29 protein-coding genes and 6 pseudogenes are annotated in these 26,507 nt (G+C 59.5%); 24 read left to right on the top strand and 11 right to left on the bottom strand.

The genetic code is table 11. The features are described from left to right. Window positions 1–38 precede the first annotated feature (38 nt). On the bottom strand, window positions 39–1,616 hold the full coding sequence (locus tag AC1D2R_RS27390) for an ABC transporter substrate-binding protein (protein WP_477972332.1): 1,578 nt from the start codon (window positions 1,614–1,616) through the stop codon (window positions 39–41). A gap of 197 nt (window positions 1,617–1,813) precedes the next feature. Here AC1D2R_RS27390 and AC1D2R_RS27385 point away from each other — a divergent pair, with 197 nt between their 5' ends. From AC1D2R_RS27385 to AC1D2R_RS27365, 5 genes are read left to right on the top strand one after another with little or no spacing between them, the layout of a single operon-like run. Beyond that, on the top strand, window positions 1,814–2,830 hold the full coding sequence (locus tag AC1D2R_RS27385) for a GntR family transcriptional regulator (protein WP_477972330.1): 1,017 nt from the start codon (window positions 1,814–1,816) through the stop codon (window positions 2,828–2,830). Next, window positions 2,827–3,528, top strand: coding sequence for a creatininase family protein (locus AC1D2R_RS27380; RefSeq protein WP_477972328.1), 702 nt, complete (start codon window positions 2,827–2,829; stop codon window positions 3,526–3,528). Before AC1D2R_RS27385 ends, AC1D2R_RS27380 begins: the two co-directional genes overlap by 4 nt. Before the next feature lie 3 nt (window positions 3,529–3,531). Further along, on the top strand, window positions 3,532–4,551 hold the full coding sequence (locus AC1D2R_RS27375) for a ketopantoate reductase family protein (protein WP_477972326.1): 1,020 nt from the start codon (window positions 3,532–3,534) through the stop codon (window positions 4,549–4,551). 17 nt (window positions 4,552–4,568) lie between these two features. Further along, window positions 4,569–5,315 (top strand): SDR family NAD(P)-dependent oxidoreductase, encoded by a 747-nt coding sequence (locus tag AC1D2R_RS27370; RefSeq protein ID WP_477972324.1) that lies wholly within the window; start codon window positions 4,569–4,571, stop codon window positions 5,313–5,315. Beyond that, entirely contained in the window at window positions 5,312–6,706 is a 1,395-nt protein-coding gene (locus tag AC1D2R_RS27365; protein WP_477972322.1) for a dipeptidase, read from the top strand. The genes AC1D2R_RS27370 and AC1D2R_RS27365 overlap by 4 nt, the downstream gene beginning before the upstream one ends. Window positions 6,707–6,786: 80 nt before the next feature. On the opposite strand, the pseudogene AC1D2R_RS27360 reads toward AC1D2R_RS27365, so the two are convergent. Next, a pseudogene (locus tag AC1D2R_RS27360) lies at window positions 6,787–7,012 on the bottom strand (aminotransferase class V-fold PLP-dependent enzyme); the annotation flags it as partial. A 123-nt stretch (window positions 7,013–7,135) separates the two neighbouring features. Next, complete coding sequence (locus tag AC1D2R_RS27355) at window positions 7,136–7,768, bottom strand: TetR/AcrR family transcriptional regulator (protein WP_477972320.1); 633 nt, start codon at window positions 7,766–7,768, stop codon at window positions 7,136–7,138. A 63-nt stretch (window positions 7,769–7,831) separates the two neighbouring features. Between AC1D2R_RS27355 and AC1D2R_RS27350 the strand changes: the two genes are divergently transcribed. Both AC1D2R_RS27350 and AC1D2R_RS27345 read left to right on the top strand, forming a co-directional pair. Then, on the top strand, window positions 7,832–8,041 hold the full coding sequence (locus tag AC1D2R_RS27350; RefSeq protein WP_477972318.1) for a DUF4287 domain-containing protein: 210 nt from the start codon (window positions 7,832–7,834) through the stop codon (window positions 8,039–8,041). A 54-nt stretch (window positions 8,042–8,095) separates the two neighbouring features. Further along, window positions 8,096–8,485, top strand: a complete 390-nt coding sequence (locus AC1D2R_RS27345; RefSeq protein WP_477972316.1) for a DoxX family protein — start codon at window positions 8,096–8,098, stop codon at window positions 8,483–8,485. Window positions 8,486–8,525: 40 nt separating this feature from the next. Here AC1D2R_RS27345 and AC1D2R_RS27340 read toward each other — a convergent pair whose 3' ends face one another. The 3 genes from AC1D2R_RS27340 to AC1D2R_RS27330 all read right to left on the bottom strand — a co-directional run bounded on the left by AC1D2R_RS27340 (window position 8,526) and on the right by AC1D2R_RS27330 (window position 10,766). Further along, the gene (locus AC1D2R_RS27340; protein ID WP_477972314.1) at window positions 8,526–8,687 is read right to left on the bottom strand and encodes a cyclophilin-like fold protein; all 162 of its coding nucleotides are present in this window, start codon (window positions 8,685–8,687) and stop codon (window positions 8,526–8,528) included. A gap of 109 nt (window positions 8,688–8,796) precedes the next feature. Next, complete coding sequence (locus AC1D2R_RS27335) at window positions 8,797–9,543, bottom strand: SDR family oxidoreductase (RefSeq protein WP_477972312.1); 747 nt, start codon at window positions 9,541–9,543, stop codon at window positions 8,797–8,799. Between the two features lie 35 nt (window positions 9,544–9,578). Further along, window positions 9,579–10,766, bottom strand: coding sequence for an MFS transporter (locus AC1D2R_RS27330; RefSeq protein ID WP_477972310.1), 1,188 nt, complete (start codon window positions 10,764–10,766; stop codon window positions 9,579–9,581). Window positions 10,767–10,863: 97 nt separating this feature from the next. Here AC1D2R_RS27330 and AC1D2R_RS27325 point away from each other — a divergent pair, with 97 nt between their 5' ends. Further along, window positions 10,864–11,769 (top strand): LysR family transcriptional regulator, encoded by a 906-nt coding sequence (locus AC1D2R_RS27325; protein WP_477972308.1) that lies wholly within the window; start codon window positions 10,864–10,866, stop codon window positions 11,767–11,769. Window positions 11,770–12,240: 471 nt separating this feature from the next. Here AC1D2R_RS27325 and AC1D2R_RS27320 read toward each other — a convergent pair. Then, window positions 12,241–12,580 (bottom strand): annotated as a pseudogene (locus AC1D2R_RS27320) (DNA polymerase ligase N-terminal domain-containing protein); the annotation flags it as partial. A 446-nt stretch (window positions 12,581–13,026) separates the two neighbouring features. Between AC1D2R_RS27320 and AC1D2R_RS27315 the strand changes: the two are divergent. The 3 genes and pseudogenes from AC1D2R_RS27315 (at window position 13,027) to AC1D2R_RS27305 (ending at window position 15,139) form a co-directional block, all read left to right on the top strand. Then, a complete protein-coding gene (locus tag AC1D2R_RS27315; protein ID WP_477972408.1) occupies window positions 13,027–13,617 on the top strand; it encodes a helix-turn-helix domain-containing protein in 591 nt (196 codons plus the stop codon). Next, window positions 13,610–14,845: a type II toxin-antitoxin system HipA family toxin gene (locus AC1D2R_RS27310; protein WP_477972306.1), complete on the top strand. Its 1,236-nt coding sequence runs from the start codon at window positions 13,610–13,612 to the stop codon at window positions 14,843–14,845. The genes AC1D2R_RS27315 and AC1D2R_RS27310 overlap by 8 nt, the downstream gene beginning before the upstream one ends. 88 nt (window positions 14,846–14,933) lie before the next feature. Next, window positions 14,934–15,139: pseudogene (locus tag AC1D2R_RS27305) on the top strand (hypervirulence associated TUDOR domain-containing protein). A 99-nt stretch (window positions 15,140–15,238) separates the two neighbouring features. Here AC1D2R_RS27305 and AC1D2R_RS27300 read toward each other — a convergent pair. After that, on the bottom strand, window positions 15,239–16,159 hold the full coding sequence (locus tag AC1D2R_RS27300; protein WP_477972304.1) for a LysR family transcriptional regulator: 921 nt from the start codon (window positions 16,157–16,159) through the stop codon (window positions 15,239–15,241). A 119-nt stretch (window positions 16,160–16,278) separates the two neighbouring features. On the opposite strand from AC1D2R_RS27300, the gene AC1D2R_RS27295 reads away from it, so the two are divergent. The 12 genes and pseudogenes from AC1D2R_RS27295 to AC1D2R_RS27240 form a co-directional block, all read left to right on the top strand. Then, on the top strand, window positions 16,279–17,115 hold the full coding sequence (locus AC1D2R_RS27295) for a transporter substrate-binding domain-containing protein (RefSeq protein ID WP_477972302.1): 837 nt from the start codon (window positions 16,279–16,281) through the stop codon (window positions 17,113–17,115). 19 nt (window positions 17,116–17,134) lie between these two features. Continuing rightward, entirely contained in the window at window positions 17,135–17,833 is a 699-nt protein-coding gene (locus tag AC1D2R_RS27290; protein WP_477972300.1) for an amino acid ABC transporter permease, read from the top strand. Next, window positions 17,833–18,543 carry an amino acid ABC transporter permease gene (locus AC1D2R_RS27285; protein ID WP_477972298.1) on the top strand — a complete coding sequence of 237 codons (711 nt, stop codon included), beginning with the start codon at window positions 17,833–17,835 and terminating at the stop codon, window positions 18,541–18,543. The genes AC1D2R_RS27290 and AC1D2R_RS27285 overlap by 1 nt, the downstream gene beginning before the upstream one ends. Further along, window positions 18,540–19,271, top strand: coding sequence for an amino acid ABC transporter ATP-binding protein (locus tag AC1D2R_RS27280; RefSeq protein ID WP_477972296.1), 732 nt, complete (start codon window positions 18,540–18,542; stop codon window positions 19,269–19,271). Before AC1D2R_RS27285 ends, AC1D2R_RS27280 begins: the two co-directional genes overlap by 4 nt. Before the next feature lie 23 nt (window positions 19,272–19,294). Then, the gene (locus AC1D2R_RS27275) at window positions 19,295–20,038 is read left to right on the top strand and encodes an amino acid ABC transporter ATP-binding protein (RefSeq protein ID WP_477972294.1); all 744 of its coding nucleotides are present in this window, start codon (window positions 19,295–19,297) and stop codon (window positions 20,036–20,038) included. A 208-nt stretch (window positions 20,039–20,246) separates the two neighbouring features. Continuing rightward, window positions 20,247–20,921, top strand: a complete 675-nt coding sequence (locus AC1D2R_RS27270) for a 4-carboxy-4-hydroxy-2-oxoadipate aldolase/oxaloacetate decarboxylase (protein WP_477972406.1) — start codon at window positions 20,247–20,249, stop codon at window positions 20,919–20,921. Between the two features lie 26 nt (window positions 20,922–20,947). Next, window positions 20,948–21,715 carry an SDR family oxidoreductase gene (locus AC1D2R_RS27265; RefSeq protein ID WP_477972292.1) on the top strand — a complete coding sequence of 256 codons (768 nt, stop codon included), beginning with the start codon at window positions 20,948–20,950 and terminating at the stop codon, window positions 21,713–21,715. After that, a complete protein-coding gene (locus AC1D2R_RS27260; RefSeq protein WP_477972290.1) occupies window positions 21,684–22,241 on the top strand; it encodes a gluconokinase in 558 nt (185 codons plus the stop codon). Before AC1D2R_RS27265 ends, AC1D2R_RS27260 begins: the two co-directional genes overlap by 32 nt. An 11-nt stretch (window positions 22,242–22,252) precedes the next feature. Next, on the top strand, window positions 22,253–23,194 hold the full coding sequence (locus tag AC1D2R_RS27255) for a 2-hydroxyacid dehydrogenase (RefSeq protein ID WP_477972288.1): 942 nt from the start codon (window positions 22,253–22,255) through the stop codon (window positions 23,192–23,194). A gap of 10 nt (window positions 23,195–23,204) precedes the next feature. Continuing rightward, window positions 23,205–24,236 (top strand): L-idonate 5-dehydrogenase, encoded by a 1,032-nt coding sequence (locus AC1D2R_RS27250; protein ID WP_477972286.1) that lies wholly within the window; start codon window positions 23,205–23,207, stop codon window positions 24,234–24,236. Window positions 24,237–24,265: 29 nt separating this feature from the next. Beyond that, window positions 24,266–24,337 (top strand): NAD(P)-binding domain-containing protein, encoded by a 72-nt coding sequence (locus tag AC1D2R_RS27245; RefSeq protein ID WP_477972404.1) that lies wholly within the window; start codon window positions 24,266–24,268, stop codon window positions 24,335–24,337. A 61-nt stretch (window positions 24,338–24,398) separates the two neighbouring features. After that, a pseudogene (locus tag AC1D2R_RS27240) lies at window positions 24,399–24,737 on the top strand (NADP-dependent phosphogluconate dehydrogenase); the annotation flags it as partial. On the opposite strand, the pseudogene AC1D2R_RS27235 reads toward AC1D2R_RS27240, so the two are convergent. After that, a pseudogene (locus AC1D2R_RS27235) lies at window positions 24,712–25,290 on the bottom strand (RES family NAD+ phosphorylase). The pseudogenes AC1D2R_RS27240 and AC1D2R_RS27235 sit on opposite strands and share 26 nt — an antisense overlap. Before the next feature lie 107 nt (window positions 25,291–25,397). Beyond that, entirely contained in the window at window positions 25,398–25,835 is a 438-nt protein-coding gene (locus AC1D2R_RS27230) for an antitoxin Xre/MbcA/ParS toxin-binding domain-containing protein (RefSeq protein WP_477972284.1), read from the bottom strand. 91 nt (window positions 25,836–25,926) lie between these two features. Here AC1D2R_RS27230 and AC1D2R_RS27225 point away from each other — a divergent pair. Further along, window positions 25,927–26,163: pseudogene (locus tag AC1D2R_RS27225) on the top strand (hypothetical protein); the annotation flags it as partial. A 41-nt stretch (window positions 26,164–26,204) separates the two neighbouring features. Here AC1D2R_RS27225 and AC1D2R_RS27220 read toward each other — a convergent pair. After that, on the bottom strand, window positions 26,205–26,507 hold a 303-nt coding region (locus AC1D2R_RS27220; RefSeq protein WP_477972282.1), incomplete at its 5' end, for an EamA family transporter.

Raw genomic sequence — 26,507 nt, 5'->3', positions numbered from 1 at the left:
CGCGCCCATGGTCTATGACCTGGGCGCGCGCGATGACACTATTTGCTCAGCCAGGTCGCACGGAACACGTTGTTGCCGAGCGGGATTTGGACGAAATCGTGGACGTTCTTGCCGAGTGCGACGGGATAGGGCGTCTCATAGAGGGGTACGGTCGGACCGGTCGCGTTGAACACCTCTTGGATCTTGGCGTACTGCTCCTTGCGCTTGGCCGGATCCGTCTCGGACTGCGTCTGCTTGAAGAGGTTGTCGACCTCGTCATTCTTCCAACCGCTGTGGAGCGCCTGGATGGTTGGCGAGTAGGCAAAATAGGAGGCGATTTCGCTCGGATCGGCGATATCGTCGGTCCAGGCGCTCAGACGCATCGGGAAGGTACCCTTGCGATAGAGGTCGGCGCGCGTGGCGTTGTCGACCTGCTGCAGCGTGAGCTTCACGCCGACCTGCGACCACATCTGCTGCAGCGCGGTGGCAATGCCTACCTCGTCCTGGTTGCCGGCGAGCACCAGCAAGCTCGCTTCGAAGCCGTTCGGGAACCCGGCGTCAGCGAGCAGCTGCTTTGCCTTGGCCAGATCGTAGGGATAGAGCGGCTTGTCTCCGGTGTGGAGCGGCGTTGCGCTCGACATGAACGACGTCATCTGGGAGCCCACGCCGTGCGTCACGATCTGAATAATCGCTTGCTTGTTGGTTGCGTAGCTTAGCGCCTGACGCACCTTTTCGTTGGCCAACGGATTGTCCTTGCCGTCGATCTGCGGTCGCACGTTCAAGGTCACGAACTCGATGCGCGTGGATGGGAAGAGCTCCATGTTGACCTTGTCGGACTTCTTGAGCTCGGCCACACGGGCGTAGGGAATGAACTCCGCGCCCTGCAATTCACCCGACTGCAGCTTCAAAATACGCGTTGCATCGTCCGGAACGATCTGGAAGTCGATGCCGTCGAGGTAGGGCAGGGGCTTTCCATCTTCGCCCATAGCCCAGTAGTAAGGGTTACGGACCAGCTTCATGTCGGAATTCTTCTGCCAGGACTGGACCATGAACGGACCCGAGCCGATCGGATGCTCGGCAAATGCCTTGGCCTTCTCCTCGTCGGTGTTGCCGGGAGCTGCTTCGAACAGCTTTTTCGGCATGACGCCGCTGTTGAAAACGGTGAGCGCGGTCAGGATGGCCGGGTCGGTATGCTTGAGCTTGAGGATGATCTTGTCGTCGCCCTGCGTTTCGACATGATCAAGAGCACCGAGCGTGAAATTCCAGACGCCACGATCCGGTGTCGCGGCGCGCTCAAGCGACCACTTCACATCCTCGACCGTAATCGGCGAACCGTCAGCGAATTTGGCACCCTTGCGCAGTGTCAGCGCGACGCTCAGTCCGTCGTCCGCGACTTTCCAGTCCGTTGCAAGGCCGGGCTCAAGACCCTGGCCGTCCTTCGTCGGAAGAATGAGGGTATCATAGAGATTGGTGAGGATCCAAATATCGAAATTGCCGTCATTGAGCACCGGCTCAAGGAACAGGCTGTCGGCGTAGCGACCATACGTCAAGGTGCCGCCGCGCTCCACCGCCATGGCGGAGTGGCTGGCGCCGAGCATGAGGGAAGCCGCCAGTGCTGCTAATGCAAAAGCTTTCATAATCGCTGTTCTCCATTAAGTGTTCTAGTTGGTTATAGCGTTTCACGGGTTCGAACTGCTGTCAACGGTTATTGTAGAATACGCGAAAGCGCCTGTGGATGCTGGCATTATCGTAATTATCCCTGAGGTCGGCGCGATATGCCGGGTTGCGCCGCCCCTGAAAAGCGTGATAGTCGTTAAGTACAGTGAGGTGAGCTATGGACTTTCGCATCGATCGCGATCTGCAGGTTTCGCTACGGGCGCAAATCAAGGGCATGATCGAATATGGCATTGCCTGCGGCGAGCTGCAGGTCGGGCAGGCGCTGCCGTCGGTGCGTGAGCTCGCCCAATCCTTCAACGTCGCGCCGATGACTGTCAGTCTCGTCTATCGTGGCCTCAAGGAAGACGGGCTCATTGAAACCAGGCCTGGAGCCGGTACGTTCGTGGCGGATAGCTCGCAAGCTCGGATGGCTGCCCAACCCGCAGTGCTTTCCCTGCATCGGCAGATCGATGACCTTGTCGACCGGGTCATCGAACTTGGCATGCGACCATCGGATATCGCGGCCATGATCAATGCGCGCCTCAACTACCGCATCAGTCTGGGCAATCAGGTCAGCGTGGTCATGATCGGCTTGTTCACAGAGGCCACCGCAAGTTACGCAAAGGTTGTTGCAGCTCGGCTTGGCAACGGCGTCACCGTGGAGCCAATGATCATCGACGACATCAAGTCGGATGAAACTATTCTGCATCGCGCGGCGTCCGCCGATCTGGCGCTCACCTTCACCAATACGCATCGCGAAGTCGCCGAATTGCTTCCGACAACGAAAGTCGTGTCCATCCGCTTTATTCCATCGGAAACGACTCGCCTGTCGTTGGCTTCGCTTGATCCGCTAGCGCGTGTTTTGGTCGTTTCGCTCTTTCCCGACTTCTTGCCGATTCTGAAATCTGGCGTGCAGCGTTTCGCGGCCCACGTGGAGCATGTGAATTCCGCAGTTCTCGACGATCCGGCCCTTGCCGACGCCCTGAAGGGCGCTGACGTCGTCGTTTTTTCGACCGGCGCCGAGCGGGTCCGAGACCAGGTGCCACCCAGCATGCGCACTCTTGAATACCGCCATGCCCCGGATCCCGGCGACATCGAACGGCTGGTCTTGCCGTTCGTCCATCAAATCAATGCAACCATTGGCCAAAGTGCGCAGCGCGGTGACGATGCTGCCCAAGAGAGGGATACCCCATGAAAATATCTGAGATGAACTGGTTTCAGGTTGACGTCTACCTGAAGCGCGATGATCGCTGCGTCCTGCCGCTCGGCAGCACCGAGCAGCATGCTGGGCTTTCCCTTTCCGTCGATTCCATTCTCTCGGAAAAGGTTGCTCTTGACGCGGCCGAGCCGCTCGGAATTCCGGTATTCCCGGTTCAGCCGTATGGTGTGACCCCCTATTTCCTCGACTATCCGGGCTCGATCAGCCTGCGCAATGCAACCTACATCAGCTTGATCCGCGACATTCTCGACGGCATGGCCCGTCAGGGGTTCAAGCGCATCATGCTTTGCAACGGTCATGGCGGCAACTCGACGGCAGGCAATGTCGCGATCGAATGGATGGCCGACAATCCGGGCATCCAGGTCAAGTTCCACAACTGGTGGAACGCGCCGAAGACCTATGCCAAGGTCGTGGAGATCGATACGGTCGCATCACATGCCTCCTGGATGGAGAATTTCGCCTGGACCCGACTGGCGGGCATAACCCAGCCAAGCGAGCGCAAGCCGATGGTCGACCTCGCCAAGATGCGTGTGCTTGATCCGGCCGGTGTACGCAAGATGCTCGGCGACGGCAACTTCGGCGGCTACTACGAGCGCCCGGACGACGAGATGCAGGCTATCTGGGATGTAGCTGTACTCGAAACCCGCGCCCTTCTCGAAGAAGGGTGGGCATAAGTCATGGCAATTCTCATCTGGGGCGCGGGCGCCATGGGTGGCTCGATCGGCGCCGGCCTTGCTCGCGCCGGTCATGACGTGATCTTCGTGGACAATGTGCCGGAGCATGTCGCAGCCATCAACAAACAGGGCCTGCAGATCGTCGGGCCCATCTTCCAGGACACGGTACGCGCCAAGGCGTATCTGCCGGAACACGTCGAAGGGCGCTTCGACTGCATTCTGCTCAGCGTCAAGGCGCAGCACACCGAGGCCGCGACCCGCGCGCTTGAGCCGCACCTTGCCGAGCACGGCTATGTCGTGTCGGTGCAGAATGGGCTCAACGAGCTGGTGATCAAGGAAATCGTCGGCGCGCAACGAACGATCGGATGCTTCGTCAATTTCGGGGCCGACTATCTTGAGCCGGGCGTCGTGCAATATTCCGGACGTGGTGCGGTTGTTGTGGGCGAACTCGATGGTAGGTCCAGCGAGCGGCTCACCGCACTGCACCGCGTGCTCCTCGATTTCGAGGAAAACGCGGTTCTAACAAACAATGTCTGGGGTTACCTCTGGGGCAAGTTGATCTATGGCGCCCAGCTCTTCGCGACGGCTCTCACCAATGACGCCATTGCGGATTGCTACGCTAACCCCGCCTTCCGCCCGGTGCTGACTGCGCTCGGACAGGAAGTCGGAGCGGTCGCCCGCGCCAACGGCGTCACCACGGAAGCCTTCAACGGCTTCGATCCGCACGCTTTTGCCCCCGGCGCATCGCAGGCTCTGATCGACGCGAGCCTCGATGACATGGTGGCGTTCAACCGTCGTTCGGCCAAGTCGCATTCCGGCATCTGGCGCGACCTGGCAATCCGTAAGCGCCGCACTGAAGTCAAGCCGCAACTCGGCCCGATCGTCGACACCGGTCTGCAGGTCGGCGTGCCGACACCGATGACAGCGCGGCTGATCGACATGATCATCGAACTGGAAGACGGCAAGCGCAGTTTCTCGCCCGACAACATCGCCGAATTGGCTCGCGCGGCAAAGCCCGCATAGTGGGTCCTGGAGATAGCATGAACATTGATTTTTCCGGAAAGACAGTCCTGGTCACTGGCGCGGCGCACGGTTTCGGTCGTGCCATTGCACTCGCGTTTCAGACCAATGGCGCTCGCGTGTATGCCTGCGATCTCGATGTCGAGGGCTTGGCCGAAACGACCAAGCTCGGTGACGAGACGATCGAGACCTTCGTGCTTGATGTGGGCGACCGCGAAGCGGTGCAGAAGACGGTAGGCGACTTGGGTGCGATCGACATCGTCGTCAACAATGCCGGCGGCGTGCGTGGCCAGGTCGGACGCCCGATCGAGGACATCTCGGAAGGCGACTGGCGCGCGATTTTCGACGTCAACCTTTCCGGTACGTTCTATGTGAGCCAGGCCGCGGTACCGGCGATGAAGGCCCGAAAATATGGGCGCATCATCAACATCTCGTCCGGCGCCGGCCTCGGCATCAGTCTCACGGGCATCCAGGCCTATGCCAGCGCCAAGGCAGGGCAGATCGGCCTCACCCGGCAGCTCGCGCATGAGCTCGGGCCGTTCGGGATCACCGTCAACAACGTGGCGCCGGGGTTTGTCCGCTCCAATCCGACCACGGAGCGGCAATGGCACGCGATGGGCGAGGAGGGGCAGGCACGCCTGCTCCAGAACATCGCCATGAAGCGGCTCGGCGCTCCCGACGACATCGCCAACGCGGTGATGTTCTTTGCCTCCGAACAGGCCGGCTGGATCACCGGACAGATTCTCAGCGTGGATGGCGGCAAATGACGAAGGCGGTCGAAGGTTATCTCGTCGCCGGCTACGAGGCGGCTGTCGAAGAACTCAAGGCCTTTTGCCGGCTGCCGAGTGTCTCGACCGACGCGGCCTATGGCTCCGGCATCCGGGCGGCCGCCGAATTCGTCGCCGGCGCGCTCGCTCGCTCCGGTCTTCCTACCGTCGAAGTCGTGGAGACCGGTGGCCATCCGGTGGTCTTCGCTGAAGGGCCGAAAGTGCCGGGCAGGCCCACCGTGCTCGTCTACGGCCATTATGATGTCCAGCCACCTGATCCGCTCGACAAATGGCACAGTCCGCCCTTCGAGCCCACCATCCGCGAGGACCGGCTCTATGCGCGCGGTGTTTCCGACGACAAAGGGCCGCTTCTCATCCCGATCCTTGTCGCCCGTGCCTTTGATGCGGTCGGCGGCGGCCTGCCGCTCAATCTGAAATTCCTCATCGAGGGCGAAGAGGAATCGGGTAGTCCGCATTTCGAGGCGGCGGTCGAGATGCTGAAGGAGCGGCTGGCTTGCGACGTGGTCGTCTCCGCCGACGGCGCCATGTGGCGACCTGACCTGCCTTCGGTCACGGTCGCCGGGCGAGGCCTTGCCGCGCTAGAGGTGACGGTCCACGGTGCTGTGAAGGATCTCCATTCCGGTCGGCACGGCGGCAGCGCACCGAACGCCGTATTCGCATTGACGCGAATGCTGGCGACGCTGCACGACGATGACGGGAATGTGCTTGTCAATGGCTTCGCTTCCACCGCACTGCCTCCGGACCCGGCAATCGGCGAGGCGATCCGCGCAGCGGGGTTCGATGTCGGGCGCTACTTCGACGAGATCGGCGCCCAACGACCGGCCCCCCTGCCCAGCGGCGAGGAACTTCTGGCGCGCCAGTGGCTCGTGCCGACTCTGGAATTCAACGGTATTTCTGGTGGTTATGCAGGGCCAGGGACGAAGACAATCATTCCCGCAACCGCATCCGCCAAAATCACGTGTCGATTGGTACGTGGCCAGGAACCGGATGCAATCCGCGAGGCAATAGCGGCGCATCTTCGGCGGGTGCTGCCGTCCGGATATAGATTGGATATACAAAATCACGGCCCCGGCACGGTCGCCTTCGGTCTCGATCAGAATTTGCCGGCGCTCGCGATCGCTGAGGATGTGCTTGAGCCGTTGCTCGGCTCCCGTCCGCTACGCGTTGCCATGGGCGCCACAATTCCCATTTGCGGTGTGTTCCAAAAGCATCTTGGGGTGGGGACGGTCTTCTTTTCATTTTCAACATCAGACGAAGACTATCACGCACCAAACGAGTTCCTGCGCCTCTCAAATTTTAGGCTTGGAATGACGGCGTGGACGCGGCTTCTGCAAAGGCTAGCTCATCCAGAGCGAGGCGATCAAGCTTAGGCAATGACGACGCCGGGGGAGGGAGAGCTATCTCTGCGCGGTCGCGGGCTCCGGATGCTGAAATCGCGGAACGGCTCAAGACGGCCTGTCGCTGAAAGCATATCGCAACCAAGTTTCCTGACATCGACCGGCATCTGGCCAATTGCTTGGCAAGCGTCGAGTAAATATGGAATACCATAAGCCTTCGCTATCCGGCCCACTTCACCGGCAGGGTTTACCCCCACCGTTGGTGGGAAGCCAGGTGATCGCAATTAAACGCACACGTTCATCAATCATTCGCTCCAGAGCCTGCACATCTAGGGCGCCTTGTCGCAACGGTCGCCTCAGGACTGACGTCGACCGCCAATTGGTTGATGACCTGCGCTACCCATGCAGCGCCTGCATGCACAAACATGATCCGACGGGTTCGCCCGGCGAGCGCTCGCCTTTTTAGGTGGGATTCGCTAGGGCTTCGGCGAGTGTCTGAGACAGCCAGCGCTCGTATTTGTCTGGCGACCAACCGCTTTCGCGAACAAGCATGCGATAGACCTCACGGCTTGTATACATCCAGAGGATCTGGCGGGCATCGTCGGGGGTAAGACCCTGCCGAGCCTGTCCCGCGGCGAACAATCTGTCGATGCGATCGGCCTGCATATCCCGCCGGGTCTGTTCCAGTTCACGCTCATACTGGCTCAGTTCTTCCGAAAATGTCGAAACGCCGCGCAGCAAGCTCAACTCTTCGCTTTCGCTGTCGTAAATTGCGCGCGCGATGCCGGCTGACAGCCGGATCGCCTCCACCGGATCGGTCACGGCCGATAGCCGCGTTCGGGCTTCGTTGAACCGGGCGCCGAACATGGAGCGCTCCATCAAGCCGCGCAGCAGGCCTGCCTTCGAAGCAAACAGTGCGTAGACCGTCGAGCCGGCAACGCCGGCCTCGGCGGCAATGCGCGCGATGGTCACGTCACTGATGCCATGGGCCACGAACAGCCGCCGCGCTGTATCGAGAATATTCTGTCGATTGGCCTCAGCCGCTTCTGTCCGCTGCTGCGAGGAATAACGTCGTTTGGATGGCACTTGAGTCATTCAATGTATCTTGCTATATCCGATATAGCAGACTATAGCAAAATTGTGCGGAGGGTGCCAGCCATGACTTTTCAGGCTTATCTCGACAATATCCAAGCCAAGACCGGCAAGCAGCCACAGGATTTCTATGCGATCGCCGAAACCAAGGGGCTGACCGGTCCCGGCGTCAAGGCGACGCAGGTGGTGAACTGGCTGAAGCAGGATTTCGGACTTGGGCATGGCCACGCAATGGCGATCTGGCACGCCTTCAAGCAGAACGGCTGGGTTCGATAGAATCCGCCTAAATTTTAGTTGGTTAGGGACGCGGATGCTGAAAGGGAGCACGCGATGACCGCAGAAAAATTGATGACTTACGGGGGCTGGGCGCTGACGGTGCTGGCCATATTGTTCCTGCTGATGGACGCTGGCATGAAGTTAGCAGGCGCGTCGGTTTCAGTCGAAGCGTCGAGCGCCTTGGGATTCGACGAGGACCAGGTCCGCTTGCTCGGAGTGATCCTCCTGGCAGCGGTCGTTCTCTACACGATTCCCCAGACAGCGCCGCTCGGCGCAATCCTCATTACGGCGTATCTCGGCGGCGCCATCGCGGTGAACCTGCAACATCACACGCCGCTTTTCTCGCATCAGCTCTTCGGCGTCTATCTCGGCCTCTTCGTTTGGGGTGGACTGTTCCTGCGGACACCGAAACTCCGGTCGCTTTTGCCGGTTTTTCGCGGATGAGAGGGCAGGCGCGGCTCCTCAGCGCCGGGTCCTCCACAGATCATCCCCGCTTCACTTTCCTGCCGTGGTCCTCGATTTTGACGTGCAAAGGAAGCATCGAAGCTAGGTCGCGTGTCGACGGATTGTCGTAGAGCATGGCCGTAAGCGACTGTTCGTCGACCGTCACCCTGATCCTCACGTCGGTCGGCTCCTGGCTGGCCACGTCCCTCCTGCCCACGCGCCCGCGAACGGGAACGCCGCGGCCGCCAAGGCCCCGCGGACAGCGGTTCGTCGGGTAAGAAGCGGGAGCGTCGTTGTCATCCTCGGTCCTGTCAAACCGGTTGTGCCGTGGGCCGGAACAGGATTTCGTTGATGTCGACGTCGTCTGGCTCGCTCACGGCGAAGGCGACCGCCCGGGCGAACGTGTCCGCGCCGACCGCGATCTTGCTGACGAATTCCTTCGTTCCGGCCCGGATGTCCTTCTCGCTGATATGCTCGAGAAGCTCGGTGCTGACGGCTCCGGGCGAGATGATGGTCGTCCGGATATTGTAGGGCTTCACTTCCTTTCGCAGCCCTTCGGAAAGTGCTCGGACGGCGAACTTGGTGGCGCAATAAACCGCGGCACCCGGATCAACCACATGTCCATAGACCGAGGAGACATTGATGATGTGGCCGGACTTCCGCGCCTGCATGTGCGGCAGCGCGGCGGCAATGCCGTAGAGCACACCCTTTATGTTGACATCGATCATACGGTCCCACTCGTCCACCTTGAGGCGTTCGAGAGGGGCCAGCGGCATCAGGCCGGCGTTGTTGAGCATCACGTCGATGCGACCGTATTCGTGGACCGCTGTATCCACCAGGTTGCTGACCTGCTGCCTGTCTGTGACATCGGTCTGAACCGCCCTGGCCTTGTGGCCTTTCGAAATGAGTTCGCTGGCCAGCGCGTCGATGCGGTCGCGTCGCCGGGCACCGAGCACCACGGCGGCACCTCGCTCAGCAAGATGGCGTGCTGTTGCTTCTCCAAGTCCGCTGCTCGCGCCGGTGATAACGACGACTTTGTTTTCTATTCCCTGAGACATGATGTTCTCCTGGTTTCGAGGTTTCGGAAGGTTTTTCATGTTCGGCGGCTGGCAAGAGCCGCGAGCAATGCCGAGCCCGTGAGAAGGCAGGCAGCCAGCAGAAACGGGCTCCACCATCCCGCAGTGTCGAAGAGCACTCCGCCCGCAAAAGCGCCTCCCGCAATTGCTAGCTGGATCAACGCGACTTGCAGTCCCCCCGCCGCCTCGAGCTCGCCGGGAATGATCGCCGCCATCCACGTGTTCCAGGCGACCGGAATGGGCGTGGAGAAGAAGCCCCACACCACGAGCAGGAAAGCCGTGACAGCTGCGTATGGCCCAAGCGCGATCAGCAGAAGGGCGATGATCGCAAGCGCACCTGGCAATCCGATCAGCGGGGTTGCGAGATGCCGCCGGGCGACGAACCCGATGAGAGTCGTACCAGTCAGGCCGCCGAGGCCGAGGCCAAGGAGCACCATGGAGAGGGCGTTCACGTCCAGTCCCGTGACGCCTTCGAGGAATGGGCGGAGGTAGATCGACAGAGAGTTCTGGCCGATAAAGGCGAGGCCGGTCGCAGCCATACCGATGGCGAAGGTGCGGTTGCGCAGAAGCCCGAAGATTTTCCCCACCGATACCGTCGCCGTCGCCGGCATCTTCGGCAGGACGGCAAATTGCCAGACCAGTGCGGCAAGTCCGATCGGAACAGTCATCAGGAACGTGCCACGCCAGCCGATCAGTCCTCCGAGAAAGCTGCCGAGAGGGGCCGCGATGACGATGGCGAACGCGGTACCGCCCTGGAGTAGAGCGATGGCCTTCGGCAGGTCAACCTTCGAGGCTAGACGTGCGAGGATGGCCGTCGACAACGACCAGAAGCCTCCGATTGCCACGCCGACAAGCGCCCGGCCCACCAGGAAGACGGCGAAGTTGGGAGCGAGAGCGACAGCCAAACTCGAGATGACCAGAATCCCGCTATAGAACAACACCACCGCCTTCCGATCCACCTTCGACAGGAGGCCGTTTCCGAAGAGGCTGGTGAGAACCGCGAAGACGCCTGACATGGTGATGGCCAGTCCGGCCTGACCTTCCGACACCGAGAGGTCTCGGGCGATCGGGGTCAGCAAACTCACTGGCAGGAACTCCAATCCGACCAGGAGGAAGGTGAGGAGCGACAGGCATGTCACAGCAGCCCATGGTGTCGCCGCGCTTTCGGGCGAAGTCATCTCATTCACTGTCAGCTCGATGGCCATTCCGCGCTCTCCTATCTGCTTGCCACAACAGATAGCCAAACGAGCTAACGTGCACTAGAAGCTACAATGTGCATGTAGATGTGAAGGAGATTCACCAGTGCGGCGGGACGAATTCACTGAGATGAGAGCGTTTCTGGAAGTTGCCAGGGAGCGGAGCTTCACGCGCGCCGCCGCCAGGCTGGGTCTCACACGCTCGGCCCTCAGTCACACAGTCAGCGCGCTCGAGGCGCGGCTGGGCATTCGGCTTCTTTCCCGTACCACGCGCGACGTGGCACCCACGGCGGCCGGGGAACGTCTCATTGAGAGCATCCAGCCCCATTTTGAAAGCATCGCCGCCGGGATCAGCGCCATAAGCGCGCTACGCGGGAAGCCGTCCGGCGACATCCGGGTCGTCTGCCCCGATGACGCTGTCGAGCTCGTGTTCCGCCCTCGGCTTTCGGCGTTCCTGCGGGACTTCCCTGATATCACCGTGGAGATCATTGTCGACAATGGTTTCACCAACATTGTCGAGCGGCAGTTCGATGCCGGGGTGCGGCTCGGCGAGGCCATCGCCCGCGACATGGTGGCCGTGCGCATAGGACCCGACGTGTCGTATTCCGTTGTCGGATCGCCTGACTACCTGGAGCGGCATGCGCCGCCGTCAAGCCCGCAGGACCTGACAGGCCATAACTGCGTCAACCTGCGGCTTCCAACGTCCGGCGGGCTTTACGCCTGGGAATTCGAGCGAGACGGCCGTGAGTTCAGCGTGCGGGTGGAAGGTCAGCTTACCTTGAGCAACATCGCCCCCGCGATTGACGCTGCATTGGACGGCATCGGTCTCGCCTACGTGCCCACGGACCTCGTCCTGCGACATGTCGAAAGCCGACGGCTGCGGCAGGTACTCTCGGAGTGGTGCCCGACCTTCCAAGGCTATCACCTTTATTATCCGAACCGTCGAAATCCCTCGCCGGCCTTTTCGGCGTTCGTCGATGCTTTCCGGCATAGAGCGCGAAAATCGCGTTAGGTTGCACAGCACAACGCCTCCTATTGTGATGGGTTTCGGATGCCGGCGCCGCTCCACGCGTTGGCCTGGCGTCGGTTAGGCGTCCGAAAGCCTCCAGTGAAAGAACCCGCGGGATGGAAAGCGCGGTTCCCGGTTCATGGGGATTTGTCGTTTTCGTTGGGTGCTGCTCGGCAAGTGCGGCTGAGGCTGGTAATGACCATGGTGAGGTCGGAGCGAACTTCGCCGGTGCCGCGCATGCTCCGGCCTGTTGGTTCCAGCGAGGTCGATCTTGGTGTGTTTGGTTGCGACGTTCGACGCAGGCGCACGAAGTTATCCTTCCGGGGCGATGAGCTTCCTGGGCAGGAATGGTGCGTGACGGGCGGGTCGCGGTCATGGCGTTTGGGGCCGTGTTGTTGAGGCGGCGGATGGCGGTGCTTGGGCGTGGTTGTCGCGCTCGAAGGTCTCGATGATGATCTTGCGCCCGCCGCAGCACGCCAGCGCGTTTTCGGGACTTTTGTTGCCTTCGGGTTCCCAGTAGCCGCGGTCCCAGAGCATCACCGTGCCGCCGCCATACCCGCCTTTTCGGGATCGTGCCTTCGAAGTCGCCGTAGTCGAGGGGATGATCCTCGACCTCGACGGCAAGACGCTTTTCGTGCGGATCGAGCGACGGTCCCTTGGTTACCGCCCAGGATCGGAACACCCCATCAAGCTCAAGCCGAAGATCGAAATGCAGTCGGCTCGCGTCATGCTTCTGGATGACGAAGCGGCGGCGGTTCGACGCCTTTAACGTCGCCCGGCCGCTCGGCTCCTGCGTTTTCTTGAAGTCGCGCATCTGCTAGGTCGAGAGTTTGTCGCTCTCCATGGCAGTTCCCGTTACACATCCGCCTCCCGCGTCGAATGACGACGGAGCTGAGGCACGGGGCGGACAGGTGGGACGCTCGACTGCCGTTTCGTTGGCCGCAAGGAGAAACCGGAAAAATCCCTGCTTCGAGGAATTCGGCGTGCACGCGCAACCGCAACCGGACGGGCAGGCCTATATCAATGTTCCTTTCACGGCGGATACGATGCCGGCAGGGTCTGCACAGGCCGATATGTTGCGCCCCTGATGGGTGGCTACAGAAGCTAGGGCTGTACGATACGCCAATACCTCGTACGGATATATGATTATATATAAATTAGTGCAATGATACCGTTCTGTATATCAATATTGCAGATCCGCGCAGAATTCTCTATATATTATCCTGCATATACCGTATCATGTGATGCAGGATAATGATCATGGCATATAAGACAGAGCATATAACGCAGCAGTTACGCTCAGCCAGGGAAGGGCAGAAGGTAAGCCAACGTGAGCTGAGCGCACGTTCGGGCCTGACGCAGAGCCACATTTCCCAGATTGAACGGGGTATCATGGAACCTGGGCTTGGCAGCCTGGTGGATGTGGCACGCGCGCTCGACCTCGAAATAATCCTTGCGCCGAAGAAGCTGATGCCGGCGATCCGCAACATCCTCGATAGCACCTCGGCATCGAGTGACATTCTGACATCCGACCAGCGGAGATTGGTGGCGCGTCTCGAGAAGTGGTTTGCGCAGTACAAAGATGGATTTGCCTCAGCCTCTGAAGCTGATGCTTTCAAAGACAGTCTGGCGCTCTTACGCCATCTGCCACTTTCTGCAGATGAGCTGGATAGTATGAGACGGGCCACCGAGCGTCTCGAAACCGTCCTGACCCAATCGCTGTCTCGGCAGGAATTGCGCGCTCTAGGCCACGAGATCAGGCAGCTGCGTAACGCCGCGGTGCATCGCGACCGTGATGACGCTGTCCCGCGCTCGGCCTATGCGCTGGATGAGGAGGACGATGATGCCTAAGGTCACGGTACTGGATGTCAGGCTGTACGGCGAACCGGTAGCGACCCTGACGAACCTGCAGGACGGGCGCACCATCTTCGCATTCAACGAGAACTATATCGAAAACGAGAAGCGGCCGACGCTCAGCCTATCCCTTAAGGACCCGTTCGGCGCTCTGATTACCAAGTTCCGGCCGTATAACATGGTCGTCCCGCCTTTCTTTTCGAATCTGCTACCGGAAGGGCCGCTTCGCAAATACCTCGCCGAGCGCGCGGGCGTAAAACAGACGCGGGAATTCTTCCTGCTCTGGATGCTCGGCCCCGACCTGCCTGGTGCGGTGACGGTACATCCGTCCGAAGGCGATGACCTCCCGCCCGATGACGAGCAGGCGGCTGTTGAAGCCCGACCGAATGCGTTACGCTTTTCGCTGGCCGGTGTGCAGCTGAAATTCTCGGCCTTCAAGAACACCGCGAAGGGAAGCGGCCTGACTATTCCGGCCGAGGGTACAGGTGGATCATGGATCGTGAAGCTGCCCTCCCAGCAGTATAGCGGCGTGCCTGAGAACGAATTCTCCATGATGACAATCGCCGGCATGATGGGCATGGACGTACCGGAGATCCAGCTGGTCGAGCTGGATGCGGTGAGCGGCCTGCCACAGGGCGTGGGCGAACTGCACGGGCAGGCGCTCGCCATTAGGCGCTTCGACCGTACGCCGGAGGGTCCTGTGCATATCGAGGATTTTGCGCAGGTGTTCGGCGTGAAGCCGGATGACAAGTACAGCAAGGGGAATTACCGGATGATCGCCCGCGTGCTCGGCATCGAGACGAGCAGGGCCGACGTGGCGGAGTTCATCCGCCGGCTGGTCTTCAGCACGCTGATCGGCAATGGCGACATGCATCTGAAGAACTGGTCGCTGATCTATCCCGATCGCCGCACTCCTGCGCTCTCGCCGGCTTACGACCTGCTATCAACCATCCCCTATATCGAAGGAGAGGATACGGCCGCGCTTAACTTTTCACGCACGAAAAGAATGGCGGAGCTATCGAAGGACGAGCTTGCGCATCTGGCCGCCAAGTCGGCGCTGTCCGAAAAGCTGGTCCTCGACACCGCACGCGAGACTGTCGGACGATTCACGGATGTGTGGGAAGCCGAGAAAAACAACCTGCCGATGGCCGCGAAGGTCCGCGAGACGATCGATGCACATCTGCCCACGATCGAGCTATATCGGGAATTCACCGAAGCTACCTAGAAAAAGGGCACCATCGGAAGATGACGCAGCATCGGCTGCGTAATTTCGCCGTTCTCCTCGCCGTCCCGCTGCTATTGGAAGGAGCAAAATGAGCGAGCTGAAAAAGGGTGACAAATTGAGCCGGGAGACGAGCCAAGGAAGAACCGAAGGCAAAGTCGTCAAAAAGCAGACCACGGCGACGAAATTAAAGGCCATGAGGTCAAAGCTTCAAAATCCAACCCGGAATACATCGTCGAACGTACGAAGTCCGGTAGACGGGCGGCACATAAGCCAAGCAGCCTAACCAAAGCCTGAGCCTTCGTCATCGGTCAGGGGGCGAATGTTGATAGGGCCGACTACCAACTGGCGATCGGGCCAGTCGACGGCTAAGCCTCAAAGGCGCCATGCCCGCTCCTACGCGATGCACGACCAGTTTCCCTGCTCGCCAAGATTGTGCACGACTTCGAGCAGGATATTTCTGACCTCGATGACGGCCTTGGTCTGAGGATGATCGACAGGACTATCGAGAACGAGGCGTCGCGTAAATCCCTTGCCCGCCAGCGGAACCACCGACAGGGCGCCCTTCTGGAAATCTTCGAAGATTGCTCCGCGGCCAAGAACAGTGAAGCCGAAACCGGCACCGATCGCGGCCTTGGTGCTCGCAAGGCCCTCGATTTCGCGCACGATGTTGATCGCCTTTCCCAAGATGAGCGACTCACGTTCGAGTAGAATTCGGATACCGTGCCGGCGCGTCGGCAAAATGAGCGGAAGATCCAGCGCCTGGCGGATCGAAATGGATGACTCGTCAGGGGTGAAATGCCCAGCCGGACCGACGGCGTAGAGCATCTCGTCGAAGAGAGGAGATGCCGTAGGACGAGCAACCTCACCAAGGTTGACGGCGAGATCATGCGCCTTTGTTTCGATCGCACCCCTTAAGGTCTGGCTGTCGCCCTCGCTGATCGTCAGTCTGATCTTCGGAAACCGGTCCTCGCAAATTTTCAGAATGGGAACGGCAATCAAAGGCGCGATGGATGCAAGTACACCGAGGGAAACGTCGCCCGTCGGGTTTTTCGCTTGCTCCTTCGTCGCAGCCTCGGCCTGGTCTAGAGCCTTGAGTATGGCCTGGGTGTGCGTCAGAAGCGTGGTACCAGCTTCGGTCACCACAACGCCTCTCGGCGTGCGGGTCAATAGCTGAACCGCAAGCTGCTCTTCGAGAGAGCGCATGTGGAGGCTGAGCGCGGGTTGGGCGACGCCCAACTCGTGCGCGGCTCGCGTGAACGAGCCAAACTCGGCGATCTTGGAGAAGTAGCGCAGTTTCAGGAGATCGAGTGCCACGCTCTTCTTGATGCCCCATAACGGATTCTTATAACTGCCATCTTCAATATATATTTGTGTGAATAGCGCAAGCAACTTAAATGATTAGCCAGCAAGAGGACGCTCTGTAGGAGGATATCATGAGCTTTACGAAACTGCTTGCCGCTTCCGTCATCGGAATTGCCGCCTTAACCCATTCTGCTTCCGCAAACCAGCTGGACGACGTCAAGAAAGCCGGAAAGATCACATGCGGTGTTCTGACGAATTCGCCGCCCCTCGGGTTCCAGGATCCCAAGACGCGCGAGCCGGCCGGCTATGAAATCGACATTTGTCGGCAGTTCGCCCAAGCGATCGGAGTGACGGCCGAACTGGTCCCGGTTTCGCCCCAGACCCGCATGGCAGAACTGGTGCAGGGTCGCGTCGATGTGCTCGCCTCTCTCCTGAGCTACAGCAAGGAGCGCGCAGAGCAGGTTGATTTTAGCGGCGCATACATCGCCGAAGACTTCAACTTTGTGGTTCTCGACCAGTCCGACATCCAAAAGGTCGACGACCTCTCGGGCCAACGTATCGGTCTCGTGAAGGGCTCGGTTCTCATTCCGCTCACCGAAAAGCGGCTTCCGGAAGCCCGCGTCTTGTCCTTCGAGACGAGTGCCGCTTCGTTCCTGGCTCTCCAGCAGGGAAAGGTGAAGGCGACAGTCTATCGCTATTCCGAGGGCAAGGCTGTGGAGCGCAATGCCGGCGATGGGATCAAGGCGCTCCGCTTCCTGGATGAACCGCTTCTGTCGATGCCTTCAGGTTTTGCGTTTCGCAAGGGTTCGCCCGAAATGGTGAAGGCCGCCAATGATTTTCTTGCGCAACTCGAGACTTCAGGAGAAGGGCAGAAGCTTTACGACAAGTGGCTCGGCAAGGATTCGCAGCTGAAATCCACCCGTAAGTTCGAATTCGGCAAGCCCCAGGAAACCTGGTTTACCAACTGATTGTCGAAGGCCTAATTGCATGGGTTACCAACTCGACTTCGGCAAGGTCCTGCAGGGCCAGTATCTCGACATGATCCTGCAGGGCCTGGAGACAACGATGATCCTATTCGTTGTCTCCTGGGTCTTCGGACTGGTCCTGGCGGTCATCCTGACCGTTGTTCGGGCGACCGAATTCAAGCCAACCAATTTCCTGGTCGCCGCCTTTGTCGAGTACCATCGCAATGTGCCGATCCTGATCCAGCTTTTTGTTTGGTATTTCGGTTTTGCAGTGATCCTGCCCGACTCCATCAACGATTTCCTCAATGATATCGGTGCGGAGATGGGTTATGCGATCGTCGCTCTCGCCCTCAACAAAGCTGCCTATATGTCCGAGGATTTCCGAAGCGGGCTGCGATCGATCCATCCGGCACAGATGGAGGCGGCTAGGTCGATTGGCCTCACCTATCTCGGCGCCATGCGGTGGGTGATCCTGCCACAGGCATGGAGGCTCGCTCTGCCCGCACTTCTCGGCCAGACACTTATCCTATTCAAGGCGACGAGCCTTGGCGCCGCGATCGGCGTCGCGGAACTCTCCTATCAGGCGCGATATGTGGAAGAGCAGTCGTTCCGGATATTCGAAGCCTACGGGATCGCTACTGCAATCTACATGGCTATTTCCTTCGCCATCATGTGGGCCTCGTCCCGGCTCGAAAAGCGCTTCCAGTTGCGGGTCAAGTAATGTTGGAAATTCTTCAAGAATATGGATTGATGCTGCTCATCGGCGAATACCCGCATGGGAAGCTCGGTGGCCTCGCGCTTACCCTTATTATCTCTTTTGTCAGCCTCTTCGCGACACTTCCGTGCAGCGTTCTCGTTGCGCTCGCGCGAACGGGAAATGTGGTCTGGCTTCAGGAGCTCGCCGCAGGCTTCGTGCATTCCGTGCGGGCGATACCGCTATTGATGCTCATCTTCTGGGCTTACTTTGCGCTGCCAATGCTGATCGGCTTTCCAATCGACGCGACGGTAACACTCGTGGTGGCCATCGTGATCTATCAGACCGCCTACCTCGGCGAGATCGTGGCCGCAGGAATCAAGGGCCTGCCGACAGGACAGGCTGAAGCCGCAAAGGCGTTGGGCCTCGGATACATTCCGACGACGTTCCGGGTTGTCTTGCCGCAGGCGCTTTTTAACGTCATTCCGGGCATCATCAATCAGCTGACGACGATCATCAAGGAAAGCTCGCTTGGCTCGATCATCGCCGTTTCGGAACTCTCCTACGTGATGCTACAGGTCAACTCGAACGAAGTGACCAAGCCGCTGCAGATCTTTGGCATCCTGGCCGCAACCTACTTCATCTTATGCTTCTGCCTCTCGCAGTCGACGAACTGGCTCGAACGCCGGATCGCCAAGAGACGGACGGGACGTGTCGTCGTGGAGGCGCTGGCATGATCGAGTTCAGCAATGTCTCCAAGTGGTTCGGCGCTCTCAAGGTCCTGACGTCGATATCGGCGGCCGTTCCCAAAGGCAGTACCGTCGTGCTGTGCGGACCTTCCGGCTCTGGAAAGTCTACGCTCGCGCGAACCGTCAACCGGCTTGAGCCGATCCAGGAAGGCAAGATCACGATCGATGGCGCCGACATTCATGCCGCCGGCGTCGATGTCAACAAGCTGCGGGCTGGTATCGGGTTCGTCTTCCAGCAGTTCAACCTGTTCCCGCATCTGACCGTGCTCGAAAACGTCATGCTGCCGCTGCAGCGTATTCTGGGGCAGTCCCGAAAGGACGCAGCTCCGGTCGCGATGGATATGCTCACACGCGTCGGGCTTGCCGATCGGGCGAAATCGCTTCCGGCGGATATATCTGGGGGTCAATCACAGCGCGTCGCGATCGCTCGGTCGCTTGTGCTCACTCCCGGGGTTCTCGTTCTCGACGAACCGACAAGTGCGCTTGACCCGGAGATGGTCGGCGAGGTTCTCAAGCTCCTCAGAAAATTATCCGAGGAGGGAATGACGATGATGTGCGTCACCCATGAAATGGGGTTTGCCCGTGAGGTCTCGGATCGAATCTGGTTCCTGAAGAAGGGCGAACTCAAGTTCAACGGCGAGCCGGCCGCCTTCTTCTCCGAAGATGCGCCCTTTGAGGTTCGCTCCTTCCTGTCCGCCGTCAACCGTACCCGCTAACAGGCCCTTTCGGACAACGCTCTATGTCAAACACGATCCCAGCAGTCGATATTGTAAACGTTCAGAAGTGGTACGGCGATTTCCACGTGTTGCGCGACATCAATCTCAAGGTCATGAATGGCGAGCGCATCGTCATCGCAGGGCCGTCTGGCTCCGGCAAGTCGACGATGATCCGCTGCATCAACCGTCTTGAAGAACACCAGAAGGGCCAGATCGTCGTCGAGGGCGTGGGACTCACCAACGACCTCAAGAAAATCGACGAGGTGCGCCGCGAGGTCGGCATGGTGTTCCAGCACTTCAACCTCTTCCCGCATCTGACAATCCTGGAAAACTGCACGCTGGCGCCGATCTGGGTGCGCAAGATGCCGAARAAGCAGGCCGARGAGGTCGCGATGCACTTCCTGAAGCGYGTCAARATCCCCGAGCAGGCGAACAAGTATCCAGGCCAGCTTTCGGGCGGCCAGCAGCAGCGCGTGGCGATTGCSCGCTCGCTSTGCATGAACCCGAAGATCATGCTGTTCGACGAGCCCACATCGGCGCTTGACCCTGAAATGATCAAGGAAGTGCTCGACACGATGGTCGGGCTTGCTGAAGAAGGCATGACGATGCTGTGCGTCACCCACGAAATGGGCTTTGCCCGTCAGGTGGCCAACCGGGTCATCTTCATGGACCAGGGGCAGATCGTCGAACAGAATTCACCGGCCGAATTCTTCGACAATCCGCAGCACGAGCGCACCAAGCTCTTCCTTAGCCAGATCCTGCACTAGGCTCTGCTCGCCTTCCTCGTTTCAAGTCACCCTCGCTGCTGCATTTCGACGGATGCAGCTGTTGACGTGGCGTTGCGCCCAATGCTGTTGCATACAGATAAGTTATAGCTGACATCAAGAACATATATTTGCGCGATGGATCGGCGCCTTGATAAAACGCTGGCAGTATCGGGCAGGCGAGGATCGTCTGGCCGCAATGGAGGAAAAGATGATCAAGCTGAACCAGAAGATCGAGCGTCCATCTAAGGATGAGATCGCCGCCATCGCAAAGTTTTCGCCTGCTACAATCCACGAAGCGCAGGGCCGCAAGGGTGCGCTTTCGTCGCGCATCAAGCCGGTTGATCATGGCATGAAGCTTTGCGGCCCTGCATTCACCGTCAAGTGCGCGCCGCGTGATAACATCATGCTCCAGGTCGCGATCAATTACGCCCAGCCTGGCGACATCATCGTGGTTTCAGCAGGCGAATATGAAGAGGCTGGCTCCTTCGGGGACGTGCTGGCAAACGCCTGCCTTGCGAAAGGTATCGGTGGCCTCGTCACCGATACGGGTGTTCGAGACACGGTTCAGCTCCGCGAGCTCGGTTTCCCGGTGTTCTCTCTGAGCGTGTGCATCAAGGGTACGGTGAAAGAAACGCTTGGAGCCACAAACGAGCCGATCACGATCGGGGACGAAATTATCAATCCGGGTGACATTATCGTCGGTGACGCTGACGGCCTCGTTGTCGTCAGGAAGAATGAGGTGCTGGATGTCGCCAAGCTTTCACAGGCGCGCGAAGATGCGGAGGCCGGCTACATCGCTGCCTACAAGGCTGGAAAGTCAGTCGTGGAAGTGTCTAATCTAGAGGCCGTGCTGAAGGCCAAGGGATTGGTCGTAGCGGCCTGAGCCCACGTGGCGCTATGGAGTGAGAAATGACCTATCCGCTCTTTGATCTTTCCGGAAAGAGGGTCCTGGTAACCGGTTCGTCTCAGGGCATTGGGCTGGCATTGGCGAAGGGGCTTGCCGAGCACGGTGCGAGCCTTGTCCTGAACGGGCGAGATCCGGAAAAGCTGGCTGTGGCCGCGAGAGATCTCGGCAATTCGGGGCATCAAGTTGCCACCGCCGATTTCGATGTCACCGACGCCAAGGCGGTAGAACAAGGCGTCGACAAAATCGAGCGTGAGATCGGGTCGATCGACGTTCTCGTGAACAACGCGGGTATGCAGTTTCGCTCGCCGCTCGAGGACTTTCCGGCCGACCGCTGGGAGGCCCTTCTTGCGACGAACGTCTCGAGCGTGTTCTACGTCGGTCAGGCTGTCGCCCGTTACATGATCAAACGCGGTGGTGGTAAGATCATCAATATCGCCTCCGTCCAGAGTGAACTCGCTCGTCCCGGAATTGCACCTTACACGGCGACAAAGGGTGCGGTAAAAAACCTGACGCGTGGCATGTGTGCCGACTGGGCCAAATATGGTCTTCAGATCAACGCGATCGCGCCGGGATACTTCAAGACGCCGCTCAATCAGACGCTCGTCGATGACGCCGAGTTTTCCGCCTGGCTTGAAAAACGCACGCCGGCCGCCCGCTGGGGCAACGTCGATGAGCTCGTCGGTGCTGCCGTTTTCCTTTCCGGCAAGGCCTCCTCCTTTGTGAACGGACACACGCTTTATGTCGACGGCGGCATCACAACTTGTCTCTAGTCCGAAGCTCGGCCCCCTCGTGGTGATGGGGGTGTCGGGATGCGGGAAGACCTCGGTCGGCAAACTGCTTGCCTCCCAGCTCGGCTACCGCTTCATCGAGGGCGACAGCCGGCATCCGGAAGGAAACGTCGAGAAGATGAGAGCGGGCATCGCCCTTGACGATGACGACCGCTGGCCATGGCTGGAGAACCTCGGGGATGAACTGAAAGCCGGCAGGGAAACGGTCATCTCATGTTCGGCGCTCAAGCGCTCTTATCGAGATCTCTTGAGGGTACGGGCTGCCGGACCCGTGACCTTCGTCTTCCTTCAAGGATCACGCGCAACGCTGGCGACACGATTGGCCGCCCGCAACGGACATTACATGCCGCTTTCGCTTCTCGACAGCCAACTGCAGACTCTGGAACTGCCGACCGCCGAACGCGACGTCATCACCATCGAAATTAATCAGCCGGTCGAGCGGATCGCCTCGACCGCCATCGCACACGCTGCAACGATTGCCTATAGGCGCGGCGATACAACAATCTGACGGAGGAACGGATGTCCAAGCCCGAAATCCTGCTCGCTGGCCCCTATCCGCAATGGGATATGGTCGATCTTGAGGACAGGTATGTGGTTCACAAGCTGTACGAAGCTACCGATCGTGAAGCATTCGTCAAAGACGTCGGCGGAAACGTCCGGGCCATCGCCACGCGCGGTGAACTCGGCGCCTCCGCGGAGCTGATGCAGAGCCTTCCCAAGCTCGAAGTGGTTTCGGTGTATGGCGTCGGTACGGATGCGGTTAATCTTGCGCATGCGCGCGAAAACGGCATTCGTGTTACCAACACGCCCGACGTCTTGACGGAGGACGTGGCCGACATGGCGATCGCGCTGCTTTTGTCTGCAGCGCGGCTGATACCCCACGGTGATGCGTTCGTCCGTTCCGGATTGTGGGGAAAAACCGCCATGCCGCTCGTCACACGCGTTAGCGGAAAGCGAGTGGGTGTGGTGGGAATGGGCCGCATCGGTCAGGCGCTTGCGCACCGCGCCGCCGGGTTCGGATGCGACATTCGTTACTTCTCCCGAAATCCGCAGCCCAAGGTATCATTTGCACGCGAGCCCGATCTGATCGCATTGGCCAGTTGGGCCGAGTTCCTCATCGTCATCGTTCCCGGCGGAGATGCGACTAAGGACATTATCAATCGGAAAGTGCTCGAGGCGCTGGGACCGGAGGGTATCCTTATCAACGTGTCACGCGGGTCAACCGTCGACGAAGAAGCGCTAATCACGGCCCTCCAGCATCGTAGTATCAAAGCCGCCGGCCTGGATGTCTTCTACAACGAGCCGACGATCGATCTACGGTTCCTGGAACTCGACAATGTCGTGCTCCAGCCGCATCATGGGTCGGGCACAGTTGAGACCCGTAGGGCCATGGGGCAACTCGTCCGCGACAATCTTGCGGCGCATTTTGCCGGCAAATCCCTGCCGACGCCCGTCGTGTGAGGACAAGATCATGAAAGCAATCGTCATTCACGCAGCCAAGGATCTGCGCGTCGAAGAACGCACGGTCGAAGCCCTTGGGACCGGACAGGTAGAGGTCGCCATCGAGGCTGGCGGCATCTGCGGTTCCGACCTCCACTATTATAATCACGGCGGCTTCGGGACGGTACGTGTCCGGGAGCCGATGATCCTCGGACACGAGGTGGCGGGAACGATCAAGGCGTTGGGTGAGGGCGTTTCGGCGTTTGCCGTTGGCGATCGAGTGGCCGTCTCGCCCAGTCGCCCATGCAATGCCTGTGAATATTGCTTGCGCGGAGAGCAGAACCACTGCCTGAACATGCGGTTCTACGGCTCCGCCATGCCCATGCCGCACATCCAGGGCGCCTTCCGCCAGCGGCTGGTTGCCGAAGCCTGGCAGTGCCACAAGGTCGCCAATGGCATCTCGATCAACGAAGCCGCCATGGCCGAACCCTTCGCCGTGACGCTTCACGCCGTCAACCGCGCCGGCCCGCTCACCGGCAAGCGCGTTCTCGTCTCAGGCTGTGGTCCGATCGGAGCACTGGCGATCATAGCGGCGCGTGCGCATGGCGCGCGTGAAGTTGTCGCGACGGACGTAATGGACGCGGTCTTGCATAAAGCTCTGGAGATTGGCGCCGACCGCGTCATCAACGTTGCCCATCATCCGGAAGAGCTCTCTGCCTACTCCACGAACAAGGGATACTTCGACGTGCAGTTCGAGGCATCCGGCAATGAGCGGGCGGTTCGTTCCGGCCTTGAGGTCCTGCGTCCGCGCTCTACGCTTGTTCAGCTCGGTCTGGGTGGTGATGTTTCCATCCCGCAGAACATGGTGGTTGCCAAGGAAATCGAGATGAAAGGGACATTCCGGTTCCAGGAAGAGTTCGGCCTTGCGGTCGATCTGATCAATCAGCGCAGGGTTGATCTGAAGCCACTGCTGACTGGCACCTATCCGCTCGAGGATGCCGTGAGCGCCTTCGAAGCAGCCGGCGACCGTACGAAGTCGATGAAAGTCCAGCTCGCGTTCTGATCAATTCGAACGTCAAGAAATATTGAGGCATGGAAAAGGCAGAAATCGGGCTGATCGGCCTTGCGGTCATGGGTTCCAACCTGGCGCTCAACATCGCATAGAAAGGCAATAAGATCGCGGTATTCAACCGGACACCTGAGAAATCGGTAACCGAAGTGTGACTTCCCGATCGCCTATGGCCCGCACTTGAAAAGGACCTTGAACTGGCGCTTTTCGCCGCCTCGATCGGCGCCTATGCGCAGGGCTTTGCCGTGATGGCGGAAGCTTCGCGCGAATTCAACTGGTCGCTGCCAATGCCCACGATCGCTAAGATCTGGCGCGATGGCTGCATCATCCGCTCGCAGTTCCTGGATGACATCAGCCTTCACCAAGATGCCGGATGCACCCAACCTGATCGTGACGCAGGCCTTGTCGGACAAGGTCAAGGAATCGATTCCGGCGCCTCAAAATCTGCTGCGGCCGATTTCGAGCTCATCTAAAGCCTTGAGATGTCCGGTTCCGGAGAACCCTGCCATTCAAGCCTCCATGTTCCGCCTTGGCGTAGGTTTTGAACCAGTGAGGGATGGAATGCCACGAGGCATTCGCCCCCCGATGATCTCACGGAAGGATAGATCAGGCCCGGACTGTCCTTCACTTTGCGAAGCCATCTGGCCAATGCCTGTCCCGCGGGATATGCGACGGCCGTGGCGGCGTTTAAGCTGTCGTCTGTCAAAAAAGCATCGCCGCGAAGGTCGTGGAAATGCCCGACAAAATCAGAGATCAATTCTGCTTAGTCTGTAACGTTCTCGAAGCGGTTGATTGCTTCCAGTTCTCTTGYCAGATGAAAAGTGACCTCGGCTAATGCCGTCTCCGCCAAAAATGCGCARTACCACGCACCGCGCTCGTCATCGTTGAACCGGTTGCCGCCGGGGCGCGTGTATGTAAACGCGGCRTTGATGAATGTATGGCCGGGACGGCCAAAGACGAGCTCTTTCGGATCGAGGTCTAACAGGCCACCTTCCTGGGCTTGCAGGCGGCCGCTGGTAGCGCCCTCCAACTCGGCCAGATCCTCCATGGCGCCATGATTTGGCGCGAGAGCCAGCAACGCTGGTTCCTTCAGCCTAGCGGTCGATATGAGGCGGACTGTATCTCGCTGGACAGTATCCGTGCGAGCCGGCTCGATCACAGCCCACCCCGCAACGCATCAACGTGGCGTCGCACAAGAAGCAGCTTTGGGATACCGCCGTCGATCATCACGTCGATTGGCCGGCGCCCCTCGAAAAGCGGTCCCTTGTTTGGAAGTTTGACCCATTCGTCGGCGAGTGGTTCAGAGAAAAGCAGTCGGAGGGCTTTGAAGATGCCGATCAACGCGCTGACCCTGGTCAACGTGTCTTGAGAGAGGCTCCCGCTCCAATCGCCCTTTTTCATTCTGAACCACGTGCGCTCTGACACGTCACCCATGAGGGCGCAGACCTCGACGCTGGTTAAGCGCCATATCTCGGCCAGTCGAACAACACCTGATACTGCTGCGGGGGTAAGCCGTTTGCGGGCCGCCTCATCGCCTAGATTTACCGGTGATTGCGGCGCCCCATTATCACGAATTGCTTGCGCTACGACCATGGCAATCTCCATCTGACAGCCAATATACTGCCAAATGGCAGATTTTCAAGGCTATAAAGAGGTCGCGATCGAAGCTTCACGAAAAGATGGAGAGGGTATCGAGGGTTTCAAAGGCGGGCTGAGCGCGGAAAATTACATTTCGATCACTGCCACATCGCGAGCGACGGCAACGCGTGACCTTCAGCAACTTGTCGAGATCGGCTCACTGGCTCGCACCGGAGAGCGGCGGCACACACGATACACCTACAACTTCAAAACTGACCAGAGCGCGACGGCATCGCGGGATGACATCGTCGAGATCGCCAAGTCGCGGGTACGGCGGAGCTGAACGCCGGCGTGCCATCGCGAGCGACCGCAGGCTGCGCGCTACTATGCGAAAATGAGGGCCATCCCCAGCAGGACCGTTCCCGCGCCGATCCAGGCGCCCAACGCTGGCAGGTCTCGCGTGAGCATCCAATTCATGGGGAGCACGAGAACAGGAGTGGTGGCGGATATCGTCGATACGATCCCGACGTGGCCACCGGACAGAGCGAATAGCAGGAGTGTCATACCCAGGGCCATCGACAGGAGGCCCGATATGGCAGTCGTTGCCACGCTTTGCCATGTAAGCCGTGCGTGTATTCTGTTGGCGAGCGGAAGCTGCGCAATGACCGCTAAGCAAACGGAGGACGC

It is taken from the genome of Rhizobium sp. P1_C7 (genome assembly GCF_056406295.1).
The sequence above is the reverse complement of the archived record's forward strand: the minus strand, read 5'-3'. Positions and strand labels throughout refer to the sequence as shown.